This is a genomic window from Leifsonia sp. McL0627 (genome assembly GCF_058244615.1).
In genome coordinates this window covers 729398-751761 of the sequence record NZ_JBZCGM010000003.1, presented here as the reverse complement: position 1 = coordinate 751761, position 22364 = coordinate 729398, and the positions used below count along the sequence as shown (strand labels likewise).

General features: G+C 68.2%; 16 protein-coding genes and 1 pseudogene. 4 read left to right on the top strand and 13 right to left on the bottom strand.

Features of this window, described 5'->3' with window-relative positions; translation table 11 throughout:
* Positions 1-29: 29 nt before the first annotated feature.
* The gene (locus AC37TH_RS11795) at positions 30-2540 is read left to right on the top strand and encodes an ATP-dependent DNA ligase (RefSeq protein WP_490764539.1); all 2511 of its coding nucleotides are present in this window, start codon (positions 30-32) and stop codon (positions 2538-2540) included.
* Here AC37TH_RS11795 and AC37TH_RS11790 read toward each other — a convergent pair.
* Positions 2480-4054: a bifunctional phosphatase PAP2/diacylglycerol kinase family protein gene (locus AC37TH_RS11790; protein ID WP_490764538.1), complete on the bottom strand. Its 1575-nt coding sequence runs from the start codon at positions 4052-4054 to the stop codon at positions 2480-2482. The two genes, AC37TH_RS11795 and AC37TH_RS11790, sit on opposite strands and share 61 nt — an antisense overlap.
* Positions 4055-4205: 151 nt before the next feature.
* Here AC37TH_RS11790 and AC37TH_RS11785 point away from each other — a divergent pair, with 151 nt between their 5' ends.
* Both AC37TH_RS11785 and AC37TH_RS11780 read left to right on the top strand, forming a co-directional pair.
* A complete protein-coding gene (locus tag AC37TH_RS11785; RefSeq protein ID WP_490764537.1) occupies positions 4206-4634 on the top strand; it encodes a hypothetical protein in 429 nt (142 codons plus the stop codon).
* Positions 4635-4732: 98 nt separating this feature from the next.
* A complete protein-coding gene (locus tag AC37TH_RS11780) occupies positions 4733-5998 on the top strand; it encodes an MFS transporter (protein ID WP_490765107.1) in 1266 nt (421 codons plus the stop codon).
* An 8-nt stretch (positions 5999-6006) separates the two neighbouring features.
* On the opposite strand, the gene AC37TH_RS11775 is transcribed toward AC37TH_RS11780, so the two are convergent.
* Entirely contained in the window at positions 6007-6657 is a 651-nt protein-coding gene (locus AC37TH_RS11775; RefSeq protein ID WP_490764536.1) for a putative glycolipid-binding domain-containing protein, read from the bottom strand.
* A 67-nt stretch (positions 6658-6724) separates the two neighbouring features.
* Positions 6725-7879, bottom strand: coding sequence for a citrate/2-methylcitrate synthase (locus tag AC37TH_RS11770; protein ID WP_490764535.1), 1155 nt, complete (start codon positions 7877-7879; stop codon positions 6725-6727).
* Between the two features lie 77 nt (positions 7880-7956).
* On the opposite strand from AC37TH_RS11770, the gene AC37TH_RS11765 reads away from it, so the two are divergent.
* A complete protein-coding gene (locus tag AC37TH_RS11765; protein ID WP_490764534.1) occupies positions 7957-9228 on the top strand; it encodes a citrate synthase in 1272 nt (423 codons plus the stop codon).
* 128 nt (positions 9229-9356) lie between these two features.
* Here AC37TH_RS11765 and AC37TH_RS11760 read toward each other — a convergent pair whose 3' ends face one another.
* The 10 genes and pseudogenes from AC37TH_RS11760 to AC37TH_RS11715 all read right to left on the bottom strand — a co-directional run bounded on the left by AC37TH_RS11760 (position 9357) and on the right by AC37TH_RS11715 (position 22318).
* On the bottom strand, positions 9357-10016 hold the full coding sequence (locus AC37TH_RS11760; protein WP_490764533.1) for a methionine ABC transporter permease: 660 nt from the start codon (positions 10014-10016) through the stop codon (positions 9357-9359).
* Positions 10013-11038 (bottom strand): methionine ABC transporter ATP-binding protein, encoded by a 1026-nt coding sequence (locus AC37TH_RS11755; RefSeq protein ID WP_490764532.1) that lies wholly within the window; start codon positions 11036-11038, stop codon positions 10013-10015. Before AC37TH_RS11755 ends, AC37TH_RS11760 begins: the two co-directional genes overlap by 4 nt.
* 5 nt (positions 11039-11043) lie before the next feature.
* Positions 11044-11991, bottom strand: coding sequence for a MetQ/NlpA family ABC transporter substrate-binding protein (locus AC37TH_RS11750; protein WP_490764531.1), 948 nt, complete (start codon positions 11989-11991; stop codon positions 11044-11046).
* Positions 11992-12228: 237 nt separating this feature from the next.
* Positions 12229-12648 carry a VOC family protein gene (locus AC37TH_RS11745; RefSeq protein WP_490764530.1) on the bottom strand — a complete coding sequence of 140 codons (420 nt, stop codon included), beginning with the start codon at positions 12646-12648 and terminating at the stop codon, positions 12229-12231.
* A 95-nt stretch (positions 12649-12743) separates the two neighbouring features.
* Positions 12744-13151 (bottom strand): helix-turn-helix domain-containing protein, encoded by a 408-nt coding sequence (locus AC37TH_RS11740; RefSeq protein WP_490764529.1) that lies wholly within the window; start codon positions 13149-13151, stop codon positions 12744-12746.
* A 58-nt stretch (positions 13152-13209) separates the two neighbouring features.
* Positions 13210-16690: pseudogene (locus tag AC37TH_RS11735) on the bottom strand (TM0106 family RecB-like putative nuclease).
* A 309-nt stretch (positions 16691-16999) separates the two neighbouring features.
* Positions 17000-20770, bottom strand: a complete 3771-nt coding sequence (locus AC37TH_RS11730; protein WP_490764528.1) for a hypothetical protein — start codon at positions 20768-20770, stop codon at positions 17000-17002.
* Between the two features lie 349 nt (positions 20771-21119).
* The gene (locus tag AC37TH_RS11725) at positions 21120-21455 is read right to left on the bottom strand and encodes a nuclear transport factor 2 family protein (RefSeq protein ID WP_490764527.1); all 336 of its coding nucleotides are present in this window, start codon (positions 21453-21455) and stop codon (positions 21120-21122) included.
* Positions 21456-21512: 57 nt separating this feature from the next.
* Positions 21513-22082 (bottom strand): HhH-GPD-type base excision DNA repair protein, encoded by a 570-nt coding sequence (locus AC37TH_RS11720; RefSeq protein ID WP_490764526.1) that lies wholly within the window; start codon positions 22080-22082, stop codon positions 21513-21515.
* A gap of 20 nt (positions 22083-22102) precedes the next feature.
* A complete protein-coding gene (locus tag AC37TH_RS11715) occupies positions 22103-22318 on the bottom strand; it encodes an SCO4848 family membrane protein (RefSeq protein ID WP_490764525.1) in 216 nt (71 codons plus the stop codon).
* Positions 22319-22364: the final 46 nt, after the last annotated feature.

Here is a 22364-nt window from a genome sequence, read left to right as displayed (position 1 = left end):
CCTCCACCCCCGGGCGTACTATCTGCCCCATGGCCGCAACCGACAGTGAGGTCGTCGAGATCGACGGCCACCGGGTCCCCCTGACGAACCTGGACAAGGTGCTGTATCCGGAGACAGGGACCACCAAGGCCGACGTGATCGGCTACTACAACGCCATCGCCGAGGTCATGCTCCCGCACATCCGGGATCGCATCGTCACCCGCAAGCGCTGGGTGCACGGGGTCGGGACGCCGGAGGAACCCGGCGAGGTGTTCTTCCAAAAGAACCTGGATGCGTCGTCGACGCCGTCGTGGGTGAAGCGCAGGACGATCACCCACAAGAGCCACACCAACGACTATCCGCTGGTCAACGACAGGGCCACGCTCATCTGGCTGGCGCAGATCGCGTCGCTGGAGATCCACGTTCCGCAGTGGCGGGTGTCGAGGAACGGGACGCCGAAGAATCCGGACAGGCTGGTGCTCGATCTCGACCCCGGCGATGGCGTCACGCTCGCCGACTGCGCGGAGGTCGCCGTGCTCGCGCGCGCCATCCTCACCGACATGGGGCTGGAGCCGATCCCGGTGACCAGCGGGTCCAAGGGCATCCACCTGTATGCGGCGCTGGACGGCCGCCAGACCAGCGACCAGGTGGCCTCGGTGGCCCACGAGCTCGCCCGCGTTCTCGAAGCCGATCATCCCGACCTCGTCGTCAGCGATATGAAGAAGGCGCTGCGCGTCGGCAAGGTGCTGGTGGACTGGAGCCAGAACAACGGGGCGAAGACCACCATCGCGCCGTACTCGCTGCGCGGCAGGTTCCATCCGACGGTCGCCGCCCCGCGCACCTGGACGGAGCTGGCCAGGAAGGATCTCGCTCAGCTCGAATACCCCGAGGTGCTCGCCAGGGTGAAGCGCAGGGGCGACCCGCTCGCCGACCTGTCCGCCGGGCACCTCGACGAGGAGGTGCACGGTGCGGCGGAGGACAGGCTGACCGTGTACCGCAGCAAACGCGATGCGGCCAAGACGCCGGAACCCGTCCCGGAGAAACTGCAGCACTCGACGAGCGGACGCACGTTCGTGATCCAGGAGCACCACGCCCGGCGGCTGCACTGGGACTTCCGCCTCGAACACGACGGCGTGCTGGTCAGCTGGGCGCTCCCGAAAGGACCGCCGACGGATCCCGGCCAGAACCATCTGGCTGTGCACGTCGAAGACCACCCGCTCGAATACGGTGCGTTCGAGGGCGACATCCCGCACGGCGAATACGGCGCGGGACACGTGACGATCTGGGATGCGGGCGACTACGACCTGGAGAAGTGGCGGGACGACGAGGTGATCGTCACCCTGCACGGCACGCAGGGCGGCGGCCTCGGCGGCGACAGGAGGTTCGCGCTCATCCACACCGGAGGCGACGGCAAGGCCGAGCAGAACTGGCTGATCCACCTGATGAAGGACGACGCGGCGGGCGGGACGGGTGCGGCGAAGTCGAAGGCCAGGCCGAAGACCGAGCCGAAGACCGAATCGAAAGCCAAGCCGAAGACCAAGCCGCAGACAGCTGCGGCGGACCATGCAACGACAGCCCGCTCCGCCACGCCGATCTCCGGCAAGCCGCTCTCCCCGATGCTCGCGACCCTCGGCTCCGAGAAGGACGTCCACGACGAGTCCGAGTGGGCGTTCGAGATGAAGTGGGACGGCATCCGCGCCATCGCCGAGGTCCGCGGCGACGCCCTCCGGCTGAGCACCCGCAACGGCAACGACGTCACCGTCGCATACCCGGAGCTCGCATCCCTCACCGCACTCGCCGACGGCCACGACGTGGTCCTCGACGGCGAGATCGTCGCGCTCGACACGACCGGACGGCCCGACTTCGGCCTGTTGCAGTCCAGGATGGGCCTCACCAGACCCGGGGACGTGGAGGCGGCGGCCAAACGCGCACCGGTGCACTACCTGGTGTTCGACCTCCTCGAACGCGACGGCGACGACCTCCGGACGAAGACGTACGACGAGCGGCGCGCCGCCCTCGAAAGCGCGCTCCGCCCGCCGAAGAACGACGCCGTGCAGGTGCCGCCCGCGTTCGACGGCAGCCTCCGCCACGCGGTCGACGCCAGCAGGGAGCTCAACCTCGAAGGGGTGATGGCCAAGCAGCGCGACGGCACGTATGCGACAGGGCGCCGCTCCCGCACCTGGATCAAGATCAAGCACCACCGCGCGGAGGAGGTCGTGATCGCCGGCTGGACACCGGGCAACGGACGACGTGCGAACAGCATCGGCGCCCTTCTGCTGGGCATCCCGGACGGCGACGGGCTGCGCTACGTCGGCAAGGTCGGCACCGGGTTCACCGACGCGATGCTGGACGACCTGGCGAAACGGCTGGCTGCGCATCCACGGAAGACCAGCCCGCTGACCGACATTCCCGCCGCCGACGCCCGGGATGCACGCTGGGTGCGGCCCGAACTCGTCGGCGAGGTGGAGTTCGCGGAGTGGACGTCGACCGCTCGGCTGCGTCAGCCGTCGTGGCGCGGGTTGCGGCTCGACAAGTCGGTTGCGGACATCAACGTGGAGTGACGCGTCGCGCCGGGCGAGTGGGCGGGCGACTCGGCGGGCGAGTACACGCGGAGGCCGCCGGGCACGAGCGTGAGGTTCAGGCGCGTCGCGCCGTCGTCGTCCGTGCCGCCCGGCGTCGTGGTCGACGCTTCGCCGTCGTGCGCGTATCCGGGGTCGTCGTCCCGCGAGCGGATGGTGAGGCCGGTGCTGGTGAACGCGTCGAGGACCGGCGGGCCCTGCAGGAACGGCAGGCGGGCGACCAGAGCATCCACCCGGCCGCCGAGCGCGAGCGCGACGGTACCGCGGGTGCGCGGCTTTCCCCCGGCGAAGAGCACGCGGACGTCGAGGAGGCCGTCGTCGAGACGCCGTCGCTCGATCGGCGCGGCGGTGACGGGGTAATAGCGGCCGACGCCGACGAAGATCGACCAGATCGTGCGCCGGCCGCCCTCGATCTCGACCCGCATCGGGGTGGTCCTCCGCACGACCCGGATGGCGGCGATCAGCGCGGCGAGCGGCTTGCCGAGGCGCTTCTCGTGCTTCTCCCTCTCCTCGACGAACGACGGGTAGATGCCGACCGACATGGTGTTCAGCACGGTGACGGGGTCGCCGGTGGCGAACCGCAGGTCGGCGACGTCGACAGCGCGGCCCGCCCCGGACTGCAGGGCGTCGATGGCGACGTCGACGCTGTCGAGCATGGCGGCTTTGGCGAAGTGGTTGAAGGTGCCGCCGGGGAACACCAGCAGCGGCAAGCCGTGCTTCCTGGCGATGGTGGCCATCGCCCCGACCGAGCCGTCTCCGCCGTGGATGCCGATGACGCGCGGAGGGTTCGCGGACGCGAGTGCCGCATCCACCAGCTGGGCGAAGTCGTCGCCGCGCGCCAGTTCGTGCACGACGGCCTTCGGAAGCCGCTTCGCGAGCAGGGGACGCGGGTCCGGCCTGCCGAGGCCGCGCCCGGAACCGGGATTGACCAGGATGTACGCTCCGTCGCCGTCCGCGAGCGCCGGAAGGTCGATCGTCTCCCCCGTTGGCGGCTCGGCGTTCAGCAGCGCAGACGGCTTCGTCGCGGGGACGACCGCCTTCAGGGCGAGCGCGACGCCCGCCCCGATCGCGGCTCCGCCGACCACGTCGGAGAACCAGTGCGCCCCGGTGTGCAGGCGCGAGTATGCGACGCCGGCCGCGATCGGCGCGATGGCCGCCCCGGCCGCCGGGGACTCCAACGCAGCGCCGGTCGCGAAGGCGACGGCACTCGCGGTGTGCCCGGACGGGAACGACGGCGAGGTGGGAGAGCGCTGCAGGCGCCGCGTGACCGGGATGGAGGTCAGCGCCGGTCTGTCGCCGCCGACGAGCCGTTTGCCGACGAGGTTCGCCACCAGGCTCGCGACCCCGAGCGACGCCAGCCCGCGCGCAGCGGCACGCGGCTTGCCGACCGCCATCAGGATCGCAGCGGCAGCGATCCAGAGCTTGCCGTGATCGGCCGCCGCAGACACCAGCCGCCAGAAGCCGTCGACCCTCTCTCCGGTGCGCCGCGCGTTCACGCGCCGCGCCACTCGTTCGTCAATGCGCCGAATTCGTACTCGCCCTCGCCCCATGTCCTCCACCATAACCTCGGGCGGCCGCGCCCCGGCGCGTCGGCCGCAGACAGTGCGCTTTTCGAGCTGGCGGCGGTGCGGCGCTAGGATCTACTTCGTGAGCACACACGTTGAAGAACCCCGCACCGCAGACCTCGACGACGAGCACGGCAGCCTCGTCCGCAGCCTGAGCGCCGTGCTGCCCGGTCCGCTCGGCTCGCTCATCGCGACGCTCGTCGTGCTGGCGTCCGCCGTCTTCTTCGTGATCAGCCTCGTCTTCACCTGGACCGGCAACCAGGACGAGTTCCTCCCGCTCTTCCAGGTGTTCGTCGCCGGCACCGTCGTGTCGCTCAACGCGCTCTACGCCCGCCAGACGTTCAGCTACGTCATCACGCTGATCGGCGCCGTGCTCTGGCTCTGGGTGTCCGTCACCCCGTTCGAGCCGTTCTGGCAGGTTCTGCTGCAGGGCGTGACGGTCACGATCATGGCCGCAGGCGTCGTCTTCTCCGCCGCCGCCGTCGGACTCAGCAAGAAGCCCCGGTTCTGAGCGGCGAGCCCACCGGCTCCCCCACCCGCGCCGACTCTCCGGACGAGCCCGACAGCACGACGCTCGCGCGTCGCCGTCACTTCGTCGACCTCTCCCCACTGAGAGAGTCGCCCGCCTTCGCCAGGCTCTGGGCGGGCGGCACCATCGCCGGCATCGGCGGCCAGATGACCATCGTGGCCGTCGGCCTGCACATCTACGACCTCACCCAGTCGACCCTCGCCGTCTCCCTCGTCGCCCTGTTCGCCCTGTTGCCGATGATCGTCTTCGGCCTGTACGGCGGGGTACTGGCCGACGCGTTCGACCGCCGGACCGTCGCCCTGGTGACCGCGATCGTCGCTTGGGTGTCGACGGCCGGGATCGCGACGTTCGCCTGGCTGGACATCCAGGTGGTGTGGCCGCTGTACATCCTCACCACCATCAACGCGGTCGCGACCGTTGTCATCGGCGGCACCCGGCAGGCGATCACCCCTCGGCTCCTTCCCACCCGCCTGCTGCCGGCGGCGAGTGCCCTCGGCGGCATCGGTTTCGGCGTGCAGGTGACCATCGGCCCTGCCCTCGCGGGTCTGCTGGTCGCGAGCGTCGGCATCAGCTGGACATACACGGTAGACGTCGTGCTCTTCACGGCGGCGTTCCTCGGGATCTTCGCCCTGCCGAAGATCGTCCCGGAGGGCGAGCGGCAGCGCGCGGGCATCGCGGGCGTGCTCGACGGGCTGCGCTTCCTCAAGACGGCCCCGAATCTCAGCATGACGTTCGTGCTCGACCTCATCGCGATGACGTTCGGCCAGCCGCGCGCGCTCTTCCCCGCCGTCGGGGCGCTGCTCATCGGCGGAGGACCAGTGACGGTCGGCATCCTCACCGCGGCCGGAGCGGTCGGCACCCTGCTGTCGAGCGTGTTCTCCGGGCGCCTCGGTCACGTTCGCTGGCAGGGCCGCGCCGTCGGGAGGGCCATCGTCGTCTACGGTGCGTGCATCCTGGGCTTCGGGATCGTGCTCGCGGTGATCGCGTTCGCCGGGCTGGGGAGCTCCGGGCAGAACTTCGCCGACGCGAACCTGCCGGCCCTGATCATCGCCGCTCTCCTGCTGGCCGGTTCGGGAGCCGCGGACAACATCAGCTCGATCTTCCGCATGACGATCCTGCAGGCGTCTGCGCCTGATGCGATGCGCGGCCGGTTGCAGGGCGTCTTCACGGTCGTCGTCACCGGCGGTCCGCGCCTCGGCGACCTCTACATCGGGCTGCTCGCGCTGACCGGCGCGCTCTGGTTCCCCCCGCTGCTCGGTGGCCTCGTCATCATGGTGCTCGTCGCGACCGTGGTGCGCGTGCAGGGCGCGTTCCGGAAGTACGACGCGCTCGCGCCGACGCCGTAGCCGCGCCGTCAGCCTCTGGTGCGGATGCGCCGGGCGAGCTGCGGGTAGTCGATCACCACGCCGTCCTGGTCGACGGTGAGGTCCGCGACGAAGTCCCTGGTCCCGCTCACGTAGCGCACCACCGCGTGCCCGGCCTCCGGATCGAATGGCCCAGCACTGTAGAGCTGCTCACTGCGGATCACGGCCAGCGACGGCAGCCCGACCCACGCCATCACGAACGGCGTCTCCTCCACCGCCTGCCGCTGCGCACCGAGGCGCAGGATGGGCATGGTGTTCGTCACCGGGCAGAAGGCGATGTCGCAGTCGAACGCGCCGTCCAACGCGCCGGCCGCCAGGTCGGCGTCGCTGAGGCCGGGATCGTCGAGCTGCTCGCCGCGGTACAGCCTGGTGCCCTCGTGCGCCGCGTCGCTCGTCCAGCGGCCATGCGCATCCCGCACCAGTGTCAGCCGCCGGGTGAACCCGCGGCCGAACACGGTCGCAGCGAGCCTGCTGGTCACCCAATCCTCGCCGGTCTCCAGCGACCAGCTCGCTACGTAGTCCGTCGCCCGGGAGGTGCCGAACGCATCCAGCCGGTCGGCCGCGAGCGTGATCGTGGCCGCCTCCAACCGGTCGGGATCGTCGTCGCCGACCCACTCGACCTGCCTGACCGCACCGCGCATCCTGTGCCTCCCGTGCCTTCTGTGCCTCCTGTGCCTTCCCACCGGGATGCTACTCCGCGGCCTGCGCTCAGCCCACCGGCGGCAGCGGGACGGGAGCCGCGGGCCCGACGTACCGGGACGACGGGCGCACGATCTTGCCGTCCGCCGCCTGCTCCAGGATGTGCGCCGTCCAGCCGACCACGCGCGCAGCGGCGAACGTCGGCGTGAACATCGTGCGCGGGATGCCGCACGCCTCCATCACCACCGCAGCGTAGAACTCGACGTTGGTGTGCAGTTCCCTGCCGGGTTTCAGCTCGGCGAGGAGCTCCTGCACCCGACGCTCGACCTGCACGGCGAAGTCCACCCTGGGGCCGCCGAACCCCTCGGCGATGCCGCGGAGCATCCGCGACCGCGGGTCCTCCGTGCGGTAGACAGCGTGACCAAAGCCCATGATGCGGCCTCCCCCGGCGACGGTCCTGGTCACCCACTCGTCGATGCGGTCGGGCGTCGCGATCTCGTCCAGGGTGTCGAGGGTCCTGCTCGGCGCTCCACCGTGAAGCGGCCCGGACAGGGAGCCGAGCGCACCGGAGACGGCGGCGGCGAGGTCGGCTCCGGTGGAGGCGATGACGCGCGCGGTGAACGTCGACGCGTTGAAACCGTGGTCGATCGCCGCGGTCATGTAGGCGCTCACCGCGTGCTCGCTCCGCGCATCCGGAGCGTCGCCGGTCACAAGCTGAAGATAGTTCGCGACGTGGCCGAGGTCGTCGCGGCTGGCCCGCGGCGGGCGGCCGAGGGCGAGTGCGTGCAAGGTGGCCAGCAGCACCGGTGTGACCGCTGCGACCCTGATCGCGTCGGCGGTGCGGGCGTCGGCGTCCTCGTCGTACAACGGACGGATGCGGTCGGCGGCCGCCACTGCGGCGAGCGCCATGCGCACTCCGGCGAGCGCATCCGGTGCGTCGGCGGTCAGGCGCGCGATGGCGGGCAGGAGGTCGGTCACCTCGTCCGGGAGGCGGCGAGCGCGTGCGACGCGCGCCCGGAACGCCGCGAGTTCCACCGCATCCGGGAGCGTGCCGAACAGCAGGAGGTGCCAAGTCTCCTCGAAGCTGCGTTCGCTCGCCAGGTCGACCGCCGAGTACTGGCGGTAGTGGTAGAAGCCCTCGTGCCCGCGCACATCCCCGATGGCTGTCTCCGCCGCGACCACGTTGGTGAGGCCGCGGGGCACGTCGATGAGGGTGTCGTCCATCCGTAGGTTCTGCATAGTATGAGCATGAGCATGGATTCTCGGTGCGTCAATGTTGATTCGATCAATGTAGAGGTGGAATGAGCGAGCGAAACGATCAGGACGAACGGGGTGAGCACGGCGAGCAGGGCGGCGAGCTCCCCCGGCTGACGGCAGAGCAGACGGCGGAGCGCCTCGGGGTCAAGGTCGAGACGCTGTACGCGTACGTCGCGCGCGGCAAGCTGGACCGTCTCCGCACCCCCGACGGTTCGACCTTCGACCCGCTCGACGTCGAACGGTTCGCGGCCGACCGACGCAGACGCCCGACCGCCGGATCGCACGGGCACTCCGACGGGCGACCTTTGATGGTGGTCGAGACCTCGTTCGCGCTGATCGAGGACGGCGAACTGTTCTACCGGGGCCGCACAGCGTCGTCTCTGGCCTCGAAGCCGTTCGAGACGGTCGCGCACTGGGCACTCACCTCCGACTGGGATGCGCAGGCCCGGTTCCGCGCCGGTGCGGGCGTCGACGCGGCGCGAGCTGCAGGGGACGCCCTCCCCGACGCCGCGACCACCCGCGACAGGCAGCAGGTGGCCGTGACCGCGCTGGCCGCCGCCGATCCGCTGCGATACTCGCTCGACCTGGCCGCCGTGGTCGGCGCCTCCGAAGGACTGGTGGCCGGGATGGTGGATGCGCTGCCCGCTCGCGGTGCGGTGCCTTCGTCACCGGCCCCGGAGTCTCCGGCCCCGCTGGCCGCGCGGCTCTGGGCGGCGCTCACCGATGCTCCGCCGACGGGCGTCCCCGCGCTGAACGCCGCGCTCGTGCTCCTGCTCGACCACGACCTCGCCGTGTCGACGCTCGCCGCCCGCGCCGCCGCCTCCGCCCGCGCGAACCCGTACGCGGTGGTGACCGCCGGACTCGGCGCCCTGGACTCCCCGCTGCACGGCAACGCCAGCCGGGCCGCCCACCGGATGCTCGCCAGAGTCGCCGCCGGAGAGCCGGCCGAACGTGTGGTCGCCGACACCGTGGTCGCCGGACGCGGGCCGGTGCCTGGGTTCGGTCACGTGCTGTATCAGAACGGCGACCCGCGCGCGCAGGCGCTCCTGCGGATACTGGCGGAGGGTGCGCAGCCGGGGAGCATTGCATCCATTGCCGCCGCCGAGCGCGTCGCGGCGATCGTCCGGCGCCGCACGGGCGCCCAGCCCAACATCGACCTCGCGCTGGCGGCACTCGCCCTGGCATCCGGGATGCCGGACGACGCCGGCGAGGTCATCTTCGCCACCGCGCGCAGCGTCGGCTGGGTCGTGCACGCCCTCGACGAGTACACCCGGCCCCCGATGCGCCTCCGTCCCGTCGGCCGCTACGTCGGCTGACGGGCGCCCTGCCCTGCCTAGCCCGCCACCGGTCCGCCAGCAACGAGTGGTCCCGAATTGCCGTGTGCACACGTGTGCGCACGGCAATTCGGGACCACTCGATCGGGCGGCAGGCGCCGTCGCGCGCGTCAGCGCCGCAGCGCCTTGCGCGCCAGCCAGTTGCCGAGGAACTGCGCCGCCTGCACCAGGACCACGATCGCGATCACCGCGATCCACGTCACCGCCCAGTTGTAGCGCTGGTAACCGTACGAGATCGCGAAGTCCCCGAGGCCTCCGCCGCCGATGCTGCCCGCGATGGCGGACAGGTCCACGATCGCCACGAACACGAACGTGTATCCCAGGATCAGCGGGCCGAGCGCCTCCGGGATCAGCAGCGTCGTGATGATCCGCCACGGGCTCGACCCCATCGCGCGTGCCGCCTCGATCACGCCGGGGTCGATGGTCACCAGGTTCTGCTCGACGATCCGCGAGATGCCGAACGTGGCCGCGATCGTCATCGGGAAGATCGCCGCCGGCGTCCCGAGGAACGTCCCGAGCACCAGCTGCGTCAGCGGCGCGATGGCCGTCATGAAGATGATGAACGGGATCGGCCGGATGAAGTTGACCACCACGTTCAGGATGGCGGAGAGTGCGCGGTTCTCCAGCAGGCCGCCGCGTCTGGTCGTGTACAGCAGCACCCCGAGCGCGAGTCCCAGGATGCCGCCGAGCACGAGCGTCGCCACGACCATCCAGAGCGTCTGCCCGATGGACTGCACGAACACCGGCCAGAGTGTGCTCCAGTCGTTCATGCCGCCACCTCCTCCACCTCGGTGACCTGGCGGAGGTCGGCGATCAGCGCATCCACCCCGGCGTCGTCGCCGATCAGTTCCAGGGTGAGGCTGCCGAACGAGCGGCCCTGCAGCGCGGAGATGCCGCCGTAGACGATCTCGAACCGCACGCCGTGGGTGCCGACCGCATCCGACAGCACCGCACCGAGGCGGCCGTCGTCGTGGATGCGCGCTGACACGATGCGCCCGGCATGCTTGCCGCGGAGGCGCTGAACCTCCGACTCGTCCGGCCGGTTCTTGAGAACCGTCCCGACGAACCGCTGCGCCGTCCCGGTCTGCGGGGACGAGAACACCTCGAACACGCTGCCGGTCTCGATCACCCGTCCGGAGTCGAGCACGGCGACGCGGTCCGCGATGGAGCGAACCACCTCCATCTCGTGCGTGATGACGACGATGGTCACCCCGAGTTCGTCGTTCACTCGTTTCAGGAGACGCAGCACGTCGGCGGTCGTCTCCGGGTCGAGCGCGGACGTCGACTCGTCGGCCAGCAGGATCGCCGGGTTGGTCGCGAGCGCGCGGGCGATGCCGACGCGCTGCTTCTGCCCACCGGAGAGCTGGTCGGGATACACCCAGGCCTTCTCCGTGAGACCGACGAACGCGAGCAGTTCGGCGACACGCTGCTTGCGCTTGTCCTTCGGCCAGCCCGCCACCTTGAGCGGATACGCGACGTTGCCGAACACCGTGCGCGAACGGAACAGGTTGAACTGCTGGAAGATCATCCCGATCCCGGCCCGGACAGCACGCAGCTTCGGTTCGGGAAGCTGCGTGATGTCCTGGCCGTCGATCAGGATACTGCCGGACGTCGCCCGTTCGAGCGCGTTGATCAGCCGCACCAGGGTGCTCTTGCCCGCCCCCGAGTATCCGATGATGCCGAAGATCTCACCGCGCTCGATCGCGAGGCTGACCCCGTCGACCGCCGTGATGTCCGCGTCGCCGGAGCGGAACGTCTTCGAGACGTCGCGGAACTCGATGAGGGGACTCATCCGCGCTACTTCGCCGCCTTGATGCTCGTCTTGAGCTTGTCGAGGATCGAGATCAGTTCGGACTGCGGGCGGTCGACGATCACAGCGGTGTTCTTCGACTCGGCCAGCACCGCGTCGGTGACCGGCTTGGAGTGGTAGAGCTCGGCGATCTTGAGGTAGGTCTTGTTGTTCTTGTCGGCCGCCTTGGCGACGAACGCGTTGATGTACGGCTCGGCGGTGTCGCTCTTCGGGTCGTCCTGGAACAGCGCGGACTTGGGGTCGATGCCGGCGGTGAGCGCGAAGCCGTTGTTGATGATCGCACCGTCGGCGGAATCGAGTGCCGGAGCGGTCTGGGCCGCATCCACCGGGATGACGGAGACCTTCGAGTCGGCCGCCACGATGTCGGCGGGGGTCGCGAGCGTGTTGCCGCCGTTCTTGAGTTTCAGCAGACCGGCCTTCTGCAGGACGAGGAGCGCGCGGGCCTGGTTGGTGGCGTCGTTCGGGATGGCGATCTTCGCACCCTGCGGGATCTCGTCGAGCTTCGTGTACTTCTTCGAATAGAGCGGCAGCGGGACCACCAGCGTGGAGGCGATCGGCACGAGGTTCTGGTTGGCGCTCACGTTGTAGTTCGCCAGGAACTGCAGGTGCTGGAACAGGTTCAGGTCGATTTGCCCGTCGGCGAGCGCCGGGTTGGCCTGCGTGTAGTCGCGGAAGCCGACGACCTTGATGTCGATGCCCTCCTTGGCGGCCGCCTTCTGCAGGATCGGCCAGTACGGCGATGCCTGCTCGGTGGTGCCGATCTTCACGGTCACGCGCTTCTCGGCGCCACTCGACGCCGGGGCGGTCACGTTCACCACGACGAGGATCACGGCCACGACGACGGCGATCACGGCGATCCCGATCCCGACGATCCAGCCGGTCTTCGATTTCGGCTTCTCGGGAAGGGACGGGGTGGGCGGGGTGGCCTCGGACATGGCTGTGCCTCTCTTGTGAAGGGGTGGGGGTGTGCCGACGCTCGTTTGGCGGCCCTTCGAGACTGCCCGCTGCGCCCGGGATGCCCAAACCGTGTTCCGAAATGTGACGCTCGCTGCCCGGACGGCGTCAACGACTCACAGGCGCATCCACAGTCACTGGGGGTCAGAACGGCGAGAAGCCAGTAACTGTCGCGGAATCGTGGCGATTCCGTACAGATACTGGCTTCTCACGGCGCTTTACGCGTTCTGCGGCTGCTTGGCGGTCTGGATGCGCACCATGTTGCCCGACGGGTCGCGGAACGCGCAGTCGCGCGGACCCCACGGCTGGTCGATCGGCTCCTGCAACACCTCGGCACCGGATGCGCGGACGCGCTCGAACGCGGCGTCGATGTCGTCGGTGCTGAAGACGACGTTCTGCAGGACGCCCTTGGTGACGAGCTCGAGGATCCTGTCCCCGTCGGCCTTGGGCCGGCCGCCGTACGGATCGGAGAGGACGATCTCGAGCCCGGGGTGGTCCGGGCTGCCGAGGGTGATCCAGTGGTGGCCGCCCGACTCGACGTCGTTGACGACGTCGAGCCCGAGGGCGTCGCGGTAGAAGCTGAGCGACTCGACGGGGTCGCTGACGGTGATCTGGCAGTACTGGAGTGAAACGGTCATGACCTCACTCTAGAAACAGCCGCGGCGGCGGCGCTTCTCGAAAACTGCTCGATCGCTGCGTGTGTGTGGGGGGGGGGGGGGGGGGCGCACGCCGCTCAGGCGGAGGTGGATCGCACCGGTCGCGTGCGCTGCTTGGCGACGCAGGACGGCATCGCGTCGACGGCTTTGTGCTCCTGCGCCCGGTAGGCGGTCGGGCTCATGCCGACGATCTCGCTGAACTTCGAGCTGAACGACCCGAGCGAGGTACAGCCGACGGTCATGCAGGCGTCCGTCACGCTCATCCCGGAGCGGAGCAGTGCCATCGAACGTTCGATGCGACGCGTCATCAGGTAGCTGTACGGCGTCTCGCCATACGCGGCACGGAACTGCCGGGAGAAGTGCGCAGGCGACATGAGCGCCTTGCTGGCGATGGTGGGCACGTCGAGCGGACGCGCGTACTCACGGTCGATCAGGTCGCGCGCCCTGCGCAGGTGCGCCAGTGTTTCCAGCTCCTCCGGTGACACGCCATGAGCGTAGCACCGCACGGCCGCGCCCCTCCCAGGCTTACGAGGCTCACGGGGCTCACGCGTCCTGTTCCACCAGGCGGATGAACGCGCTCAGCTCGGTGAGACCGGTGGGCGTGGTGGGCAGGTACTCGGTGAGCTCTGGCGAGTGCACGAGGTATGCCGCCCATTTCGCCCGCGACACCGCGACGTTGAGCCTGTTCTTCATAAGCAGGAACGACATGCCGCGCGGCACGTCCACCGACGACGACGCCGCGAGGCTGACAATCGCGATGGCGGCCTCTTGTCCCTGGAACTTGTCCACCGTCCCCACCCGAACGCGCGGGAGTCCCGCGTCGTCGAGAGCCGCCCTGACCGCCGCCAGCTGCGCGTTGTACGGCGTGACCACGATGATGTCCTGCTCGCCGAGCGGGTCGCGCATCCGGTCGTCGCTGCGGTCCGTCCAGGCGCGGCCGAGCAGATCGCGCACGATGGCGACGACCGCCGCCGCCTCCTCCGGCGACTCGGTGGCGTTGCCGACGTGCGCAACGGGCACGGTATGCAGGCCCGCCGTCACCCCGTCGAGCGCACGCTCGGCCGCCTCCGGATGCGCGTGCAGCTTGCCCTCGTAGGACAACCGCGACACCGCGGACGCCAGCGCGGGATGCATCCGCCTGCTCTCGGCGAGGAAGTACCCGAACGCGTCGGGCAGCACGTCGTGCCCGGCACTCACCCAGCCGAGCGCCGATCCGTCGATGGGCTCCGGATGCCGGCCCTGGCTCACCTGCGGAAGCTGCTGCGGGTCGCCGAGCAGCAGCAGGTTGGCCGCGGCGACGCCCGCTCCGATGGTGGACGCGAGCGAGAACTGCCCGGCCTCGTCGACGACCAGCAGGTCGAGGCTCTCCCGTGGGATGCGCGCGGCGTTGGCGAAGTCCCAGGCCGTGCCGCCGACCACGTATCCCGTCGCCTCGTTGTCGAGGGCGAACAGCAGCTGACCGTCCGGTTCGAGTGGCGTGAACGCGTGGGCGTCCCGGTCGCTGTCGCTGCCGGGGACCTTGCCGACGAGCCGGGCGTCCAGCCCGGCTGCGACGACCCGGTCGAGCAGGTTCTCGACGACGGCGTGCGACTGCGCCACCACGCCGATCCGCCACCCGTGGCGCTGGACGAGCCCGGCGATCACGTGCGCACCCAGGTACGACTTGCCGGTGCCGGGAGGCCCCTGCACCGCGAGGTAGGAGCGATCGAGGTCGAGGAGGCTGGCGACGACGGCGTCGATCCGCCCGCTCCCGTCGGCCGGGCCCTCCGGCGCGAGCACGCCCGAACGCGTGCGCGGCGGCGTACGGCGCAGCAGATCGACCATGGCGTTCCGCGGCCACGTGCCGCCCGGATCCTCCCCCGCGCGCCGCGCCGCCAGCAGATCGTTCCCCCACTCCCTGATCGCCTCGGCGAGCCGCCGCGCATCCGGTGGCCCGGCGGGCGTGAGCGCGCTCGGCAGGTCGTCGTACGGGATCACGTCGCGCTGCAGCGTCTCGCGCACGATCACGGCGCCGTCGTCGGTCGCGCCGATCACGGCGACCGATCGCACTGCGCGGGCGCCTGGCTGTGAGCGCGGCGTCCGGAACGGCCCGGGGTATTCGTAGAGCAGGAACGGTCCCGTCCGCTCGCTGACCCGGATCGAACTGCCCGGCCCCCACCGCCCGCTGAGCAGCAGCTTCGCGCCGCTCGACCCGCTGCCCGTCGTCCTGGTACCAGTCGCGGAGCACGCGCGCCGACTCCACCACCAGCACGTCCCTGCTGTCCGCCCACTCCTCGATCGGCTGGATGAGCCGGGAGAAGTGCGACTGCCAGAAGCTCTTCTGCTCGCGCCGGTGGAAGTCGATCGCGGCGGCGGCGAGCGCCATCGCCTCCCTGTCCGGGGTGCGGTGCGGGTCGAGCGGGTCGCCCGCGAAGGCGAGGAGTCCTGCCCGCAGCGGTGACTCCTCCGGCGCCACTTCGAGGTCGTCGACGGGAGCCTGCCCGATCGGGACGCCGTTCTCCTGCGCCCGGGCGATCAGCCAGTCGCGAAGCCGGAGCGTGGAGACGCAGTCGTAGCGGTTGTAGTCGCCGATCTCGTCCAGGATGGCCTGCGCTTCGCCGTCTCGGCCGACCGCGAGGAGGTCGCGCGCATTCGCATACTGCGTGATCGAGTCCGCACCGTTGGTCACCTCGCTCTCACGCAGTTCGTCGCCCATGTAGAGCGGTTCGAGCTTCTTGATCGAGTACGACCGTGAGCCGACCCTTACCGACTTGCGGACCAGCGGGTAGAGGTCGACGAGCACGTTGTCGCGTAGCAGCCCGTCGATCTCCTCCTCCCCCACGCCGTGCCGGGCGGCGAGGGCGAGCAGGTGGGTCTGCTCGTAGGCCGCGTAATGGTAGATGTGGAGGTTCGGATAGCGCAGGCGCCGCTCGCGCACGAATGCGAGGAAGGCTTCGAGCGCCACCCGCTCCGCCGCGAAGTCGTGCGCCCAGAACGCGGTGAACTCGGCGTTCTCGTCTACCAGCCCGAACAGGTAGTCGAGGTTCCAGCGTTCGCCTGCGCCCTCGGTGTAGAGCGGGTCTCCCTCGAAGTCGAAGAAGATGTCGCCCGCATCCGGATGCGGCATGACGGCGAGCACCGGGGCGTTGAACACCCGGATCGGCGGGGGTTCGCCCTCCACCGCATCCCGTTGCAGCCGCGCCTGCTCGCGGAGGCTGTCGAGCGTCCCCTCCGGAATGCCGTCGATAGGGTCGGTGGAGGCGGCGAGGGCGTCGATCGTGAACACCCCGGCCTCGAACAGCCGCGCCCGCTGCGTGACCCGCATCCCGGCCACGAGCAGCACGTCTCTGGTGGCCTGGATCTCGGCATCGCAGGTGTCGCAGCGGCCGCAGACGGTGAACCGTTGGTCTCCCCAGGCGACCGGCCCTTCGTCGGCGAGGTGCTGTTCGATGATCCAGAGCAGCCGCGCGCGCCGCTTGCGGTAGACCGGCTCGATCTCGGACACCCGGTGTTCGCTCACCGACCCGTCGCCGAGCAGCAGCTCGACCGTGTCCTCCACCTCGACGCCGATGCGGCGCAGCTGCCCGGCGTATGCCGCGAGCTGCAACAGTGCCGTGACGCGGGCGCTGCGGGCGAGCTTCGAGTCCTGCACCCGGTAGCGGCCGTCTGCCTGACGCACGATGAAGTCGGCGAACCCGACGAACGAGCCGTCGAAGAACGTGGCCTGGAAGACGACCTCCGACGAGCGCGCGAACGCGTCGGCCGTCTCGGCGACGGCGGCGGCGAGACTGTCGGCGTCGAGCCGCTCCGGCCGCTCGATCTCGGCCACCCCCACGCCGAACCGCTCGCGGTAGCGCTCCAGGATGTGCTGCTCGTGCTCGTCGCCCAGCCGGGACGACCGCACATACATCGGGTCTTCGACCTCGTCGGTCTTCTCGATCCTGCCCAGCTTCACGTCGAGCGTGCGCAGGAACGCGAACTCGCACTTCGACGCCTCGGTCAGATCGCTGGCGCTCGTGACGATCACGCCGTCGAGAAGGAACACGTCCGCTCCCTCCGTGCGACGCCGACGGCCCCTGCGGCCGCCGCTGTCAGCGAGCCTATCCGGAACCACCGACACGGCCCCGAGACACCAACTCAGTCGAGCACCGTCACGCGCGCATCCAGTGCTGCCGACGCTCAGGCTGTGACCGTCATCGAGTCCCCTCCGATTCGGGTCATGCGCCTCCCCTAGCGAAGTCGCATCAACCTACCCGCACCTTGGTTCGCCCCGCCCCCCAAGATGCACCCCTGCGGAAAAGGACTCGATCCGACCTCAAAAGACGATACTCGCCCCACTACCTCGGCCCTGCAGCTAGCCAATCTGCACCATTGTCGCCAACGAGCTGCGAGTAGAGATCGAGGCACTCATGTCGCTGACATGTATCTCGACAGTCACTACCTGGTTTTGTCGACGTAGGGCATTCTCTAGCTTGTCTCGGCGCACAAGTAGGGCGCTAGGGCGATTTGTCCCGCGTGCGGGATCAGTGACTACGAGTGAGCCACTGGCATCACGGCAATCGATACTTTCACCTGTCCAGAAAGCATCAAGTAGCCCAAGCAGTGTGCTCGTTGGCGCCGGGACGCGAGAGTCGTCGTGACGGCTGTGCACCAGTCCCCCCGGCGCATGGTCGTCGCTGTGGAACAGCTCAGAGAATCGGAGCCGACCGTCCTCGAATGGTTCGACGGCAGGCTGCTCCGTAGTAGCGACCAAAGCATCGGAGACTGCCACATAAACATGACGCAGAAGGCCGGGGCGGGGGGAGCCGTCATCGTTGTTGGACCACCAGCTGCGGCTGCCCACGTTGACGCCGCGTTCTTTTCCGTCGGACTCTGGCGCGGGATCGAGATAGCGGAAGCCACCCTGGAGAACAAACCAACTGACCCCTTCTGGGTCGGTCACCGTCACGGACAAATCACTGCCATCGATCGCCCACCAGGTTTCCTCGGTTGTGCGATCCGAAGTGTGGATGATGAGTTCCAGAGGAATCGTGGGGTCTACCCAAAAGTCCCACGCTTCGTTAGCTTGCGTCAGATACGACACGTGAGGGTTCAGAGCTGTTCCCGCTTTGACATGCCCGTGAGTGCCGATCCAGAGTCTAGCTCCCGTGGGATGGTGGGCGTATTGGCGAGCGAGCCATCGTCCCCGCATAAGCGCTCCGCCATGGGTGTCTTCGGGCAGGATAGTGAACGCGCCGGGATCTATTAGGACTCGGCGAGCGTGCCGTCGTGGGACCTCGAAGGATGCCCACACTCGCGCTTCGTGTTGTTGCGCGTCGTGTAGCGAACGTCCGTCGGCGAACATCGCTCGGTCCTCGGACGGTATCCCCACCGGGACACGGCCTATGTGTCGCCCGCGTAGCGGGTCAAGTGCTTTCTGCAAGAACTCGTGCAGGGGCTGCTCGTTAGCGAGTGTGAGGTGAATGGAGGCAAGGGACCGGAACGATTTCGCCGTTCTGGTGTTCAACGCGTCAGCGCATACACTCTGAGCGACGGCTGCAGCGTCTGTGCCCGGCCATCGCGAGATCACACCAGCGGCCGCAACAAGGAGCGCATCTCTGGGATGGTCATCATCAACGTACGCAACCTTTTCCCAAGCGTTGGCAAGTATGGGGGGCCTGAGTCGGACCAGTTCGCCAATGTAGGCAACGCCGAAGGCTGGTAGGCGCGAATAGCGCGAGGCACAACCGAACCAGGCGAGTGTCTCAATCATGTCGGCTGCTTCTTCATCGCTGGCGAACTTGTCCAGCAGGATGTCTGCATACCAGGTCAGTAGATCCCTGAGTGCGTCCTGATCCACGGGAGAGCCGTCCGCTAACTCAACAAGGACGTGCGGCCAAAATACGCTCCGCTCAGCGAGGCCGATACTCGACAGCTGCGCATTCAACCACTTGGCACCCAGCCTTGCTCGTCGAGGAGCGGCGAGAACCGACCAGAGAATGTACTTCGCTGGTTCGTCTCCGCGCAACAACAACCTGCGGGCATGATTCTCAGTCCCCACCGTGACCTGAGCTTCATTGCGCCCATCGAGCGACAATGCGAACGCGATGTCGCGTTCTTCTGCTGTTGTGTTGGGAATGCGCAGGTCAGGAAGCTCGGAGGAAGGAGAGAGGATGGGGAGTGTCTCCGCGATAGTGTCGAGAATAGTCAACCGGCTCGCCTCGTCCGCGTTTTGAAGGAGTTCTGCAGCGCCCCGTTTCCGGTCATGTTCCAGCGCAATGCGGGCAGCGAGCATATCGCCGGCGCCCTGCCATCGGAACCGTACTGAATCGTCACCTTCGGGATGCCATTCAAGCAGGCCCTCGGTCACAAAGCTCTGGATAATGCGATCGGCGGTCTCCAAGGCCAGTTTCGACCGCTCAGCAGCCTGTCGAACGGTGCAGGTTCCACCAAGGCGCACTACGGATGCGATAAGTCTGCGCACTGTCAAGTGCGAAAGGTCAAGCTTCGCGCTCGCTTCTCTAACCAGAAGATCGATCCACGCATTCAGGAGGGAAACGCGGCTCAACGAAGCCGCAAGCGCAGCATCCGTTGTGTCTTGCGCGTCGACGATACGTGCAGCCATGGACGCGAGCAAAGGGTTCGTCAGCGCGGCATGCCACGGCGTGCCAGGCGGGACCCCGAGAGCGGTCTCGAGGGCATGCGACATGTCGGCTCTGGCAGGAGCGTCATGCCGGAACGTTGGAACGTCCACGGCTGACGAGCGTGCTTCGTCCTGACGGTCGGTGACGATCAAGCGAATGGAAGGGAATCGTTCCACGAGTGCCACCAGCCGTTCCAACGCGGCGGACGCGTCTCTCAGGGAAGATTCGTTCAGGCCGTCGATGGCAATTGTCAGAGGAACCTGCGCCCACATCCCGATTGCGTCCAGTGACTCCAGGAACTCCTCATCAGACAGGCCCTCGCAGCCAAGCTGTGACCGCCACCACCGTTGTCCGATGATCGACGCGGCCGGATCGACGAAATCCCGAGCTCGTAAGAGCAGCACTGGAGTCCCCCGCGCTATCTCACGCTGGGCATACCGAGCGAGCTGGTAGCTCTTGCCTGTGCCCCATCTGCCTGTCACTAGTACGCTCCGTCGAGCAGCAGCGTCGACTTCACACCGAATGACTTCGATGTACTTTGCCAGTGAAATCAGACCCTTTCCGTAGGCGATCAGAGCCTCAAACCGTTGACGCTCAAGAAATCTGGAGTTGGTCCCAGCGGCGGCTTCCGCTCTCGCCCCTTGCGCTTTCGAAATGTCGAGGTTTCGGTCCAGTGCCGTCCCCAGCCGCTCTTCCACAGCCGCCAGCGCTGTTGCGACTTCACCTACAGGACGCTCGGCCGACGTCAGGAAGTCTGCGAACGCATCCATGAGGTGCGCCCACTCCGACGAAGCGTCCATCACTCCCGGAATGTTCGCTCCGATCGCTCTACGACGCACGTTCGCGAGCTGGCCGTCGAGCCCATCGAGCAACAGGGAACCTGACACCTGCGCGGCCGATATTCGATCCAGAAACGCCTCGGTCCGCGGAGAGGGGAACTCCAAAGTCGGTGCGCTTTCGTCACCGAGTCTCGCCAAGATGGCACGGATCCCTCTCGCTGACAATTGGGCAATCTCATCGACAAGTGCTTTTACAGCATCCGCGTCAACGCTAACGCTGTGCCCGCTCCCGACGTATGCATCGATGATCCGGGGGTAAGTTGCTGCGAGCGCGTCGATGAATGTCAAGCCTTGCCAGTTGACCTCAAAGCCATGCTTCTTGCCCAGGCCGTGAAGCCATGCTAAGGCTTCAGGCGTCGGGTCCCAGGGCATAACAAGACACCACTGCGTGACCTTCAGATTCTTCCACCGCTCATCCATCGACAGACGTTCTAAGGAGTCCTCTACGCTCGCCCGCTGTTTGGCGGTTAGGGGACCCGTGTACCGCTTCACCTGATAAACGACATCGCCTCCATCTGGGGCTGCACCCTCGTCCAGAATGTCGACACCACCCTCACCCGCGGAAGGAGTGATCCGAGTGGTAGTAGGGCAATTCCGCTTGAGCAGCATCGCGACAATCGCCTCAATGTCCTCGCCGCCATATCTTTCCCAGGGGATGCGCATCGTTACTTTCTCCGACTCGATCGATCGACACCCTTCAGTCTGAACTACTCGAGCTACCTTCCTGGGCGTTCATGCCGGAATGTGATCAGCAAACACTTCGGCGATACATAAGCAGGTAAGAATAGACGGTCCCATGCGACCACCCACCTCAATGAGTAAGGACAACAGGTCTAGAACGCCGATGATGTGAAGCGATGACCTGCGCCAGCCGGGACGACCGCACATACATCGGGTCTTCGACCTCGTCGGTCTTCTCGATCCTGCCGAGCTTGACGTCGAGCGTGCGCAGGAACGCGAACTCGCACTTCGACGTCGGCACCGCCGCGCACCGCCGCGCACAGGCGAGCGCTCAGGCGGTGATCGTCATCCGCTCGATGCCGCCGTTGCCGACCAGGAAGGTGAACGTCGACGGCCCGTTGAACCCCCCGCCGCCGACCAGCGCCGTCACCGCCACGCCGTCCGGAACCGCACTGAACTGCAGGTCGGCGAGCGTCACGGCCGAACCGATGAACTCGCCGTCGCTCCACCCTCTGATCGCCTCCCGCCCGGCGAACACGCGCCCCCAGTCGTCCACGGCCCCCGCAGGGGCGAACGTGTCGAGGAAGCGCTCGGTATCGTGAGCGTTGGCCGCGTCGATCGCCGTGGCGACGACGGGCGGGATGCCATCGCGGCTCTCGTCGGTCATCGCACCAGTGTGGACCGCATCCCGTGCTTGGCGCCAGTGCCGAAACGGATCGCGGCGCTACGCCTTCTTGGCCGCCGCCTTGGCAGCGCGCTTGAACTCGCGCACCTTGGTCAGCGACTCCGGGCTGACGATGTCGGCGACCGAACGGAACGAACCCTCCGTGCCGTAGTCGCCCGCCGCCTCGCGCCAGCCGGGGGCTGTCAGCCCGCGCTGCTTGCCGAGGAGGGCGAGGAAGATCTTCGCCTTCTGCTCGCCGAACCCCGGGAGCGCCTTCAGCCGGCGCAGGATCTCCGGGCCGTCCGGCTCGCCCTGCGTCCAGATCGCCGCGGTGTCGTCGCCCCAGTCGGTCACGATCGCTGCGGCGAGCGCCTGGACGCGGCCGGCCATGGAACCGGGGAACCGATGGACGGCCGGCGTCTGCTTCATCACCTCGACGAACTTCTCCGGGTCGGTGGAGGCGACGGTCGCCGGGTCGAGGGAGCAGAGCCTGTCCTGCAGTTTGGCCGGACCAGAGAACGCCGTCTCCATCGGGATCTGCTGGTCGAGGAGCATCCCGAGGATCAGCGCGAACGAGGAGTGGTCGAGGACGGCGTCAGCCTCGGGGTCGCCGGTGATGTTCAGGGCCATGTGTTCATGCTGCCATCCGGTCAGGCGACCAGCAACAGCACCCCGGCCACCAGCGACGCGAGCGCGAGCAGCAGTGCGACGCCGAGCAGCACTCCGTGCACGATGAGGAACGGGGTCGGCTTGCCCGCCGCATCCCGTGCCCTGGTGTCCTTCGCGACCCTGGAGAAGAACCGCGGCCAGGCGAACACGTTGAAGACGGCGTTGAGGAACAGGACGATGGCGGCGAAGACGGTCATGGTGCCTCCAGCCTAGGAGACCAGTGGATGCGCCGGAGCCCAGTGG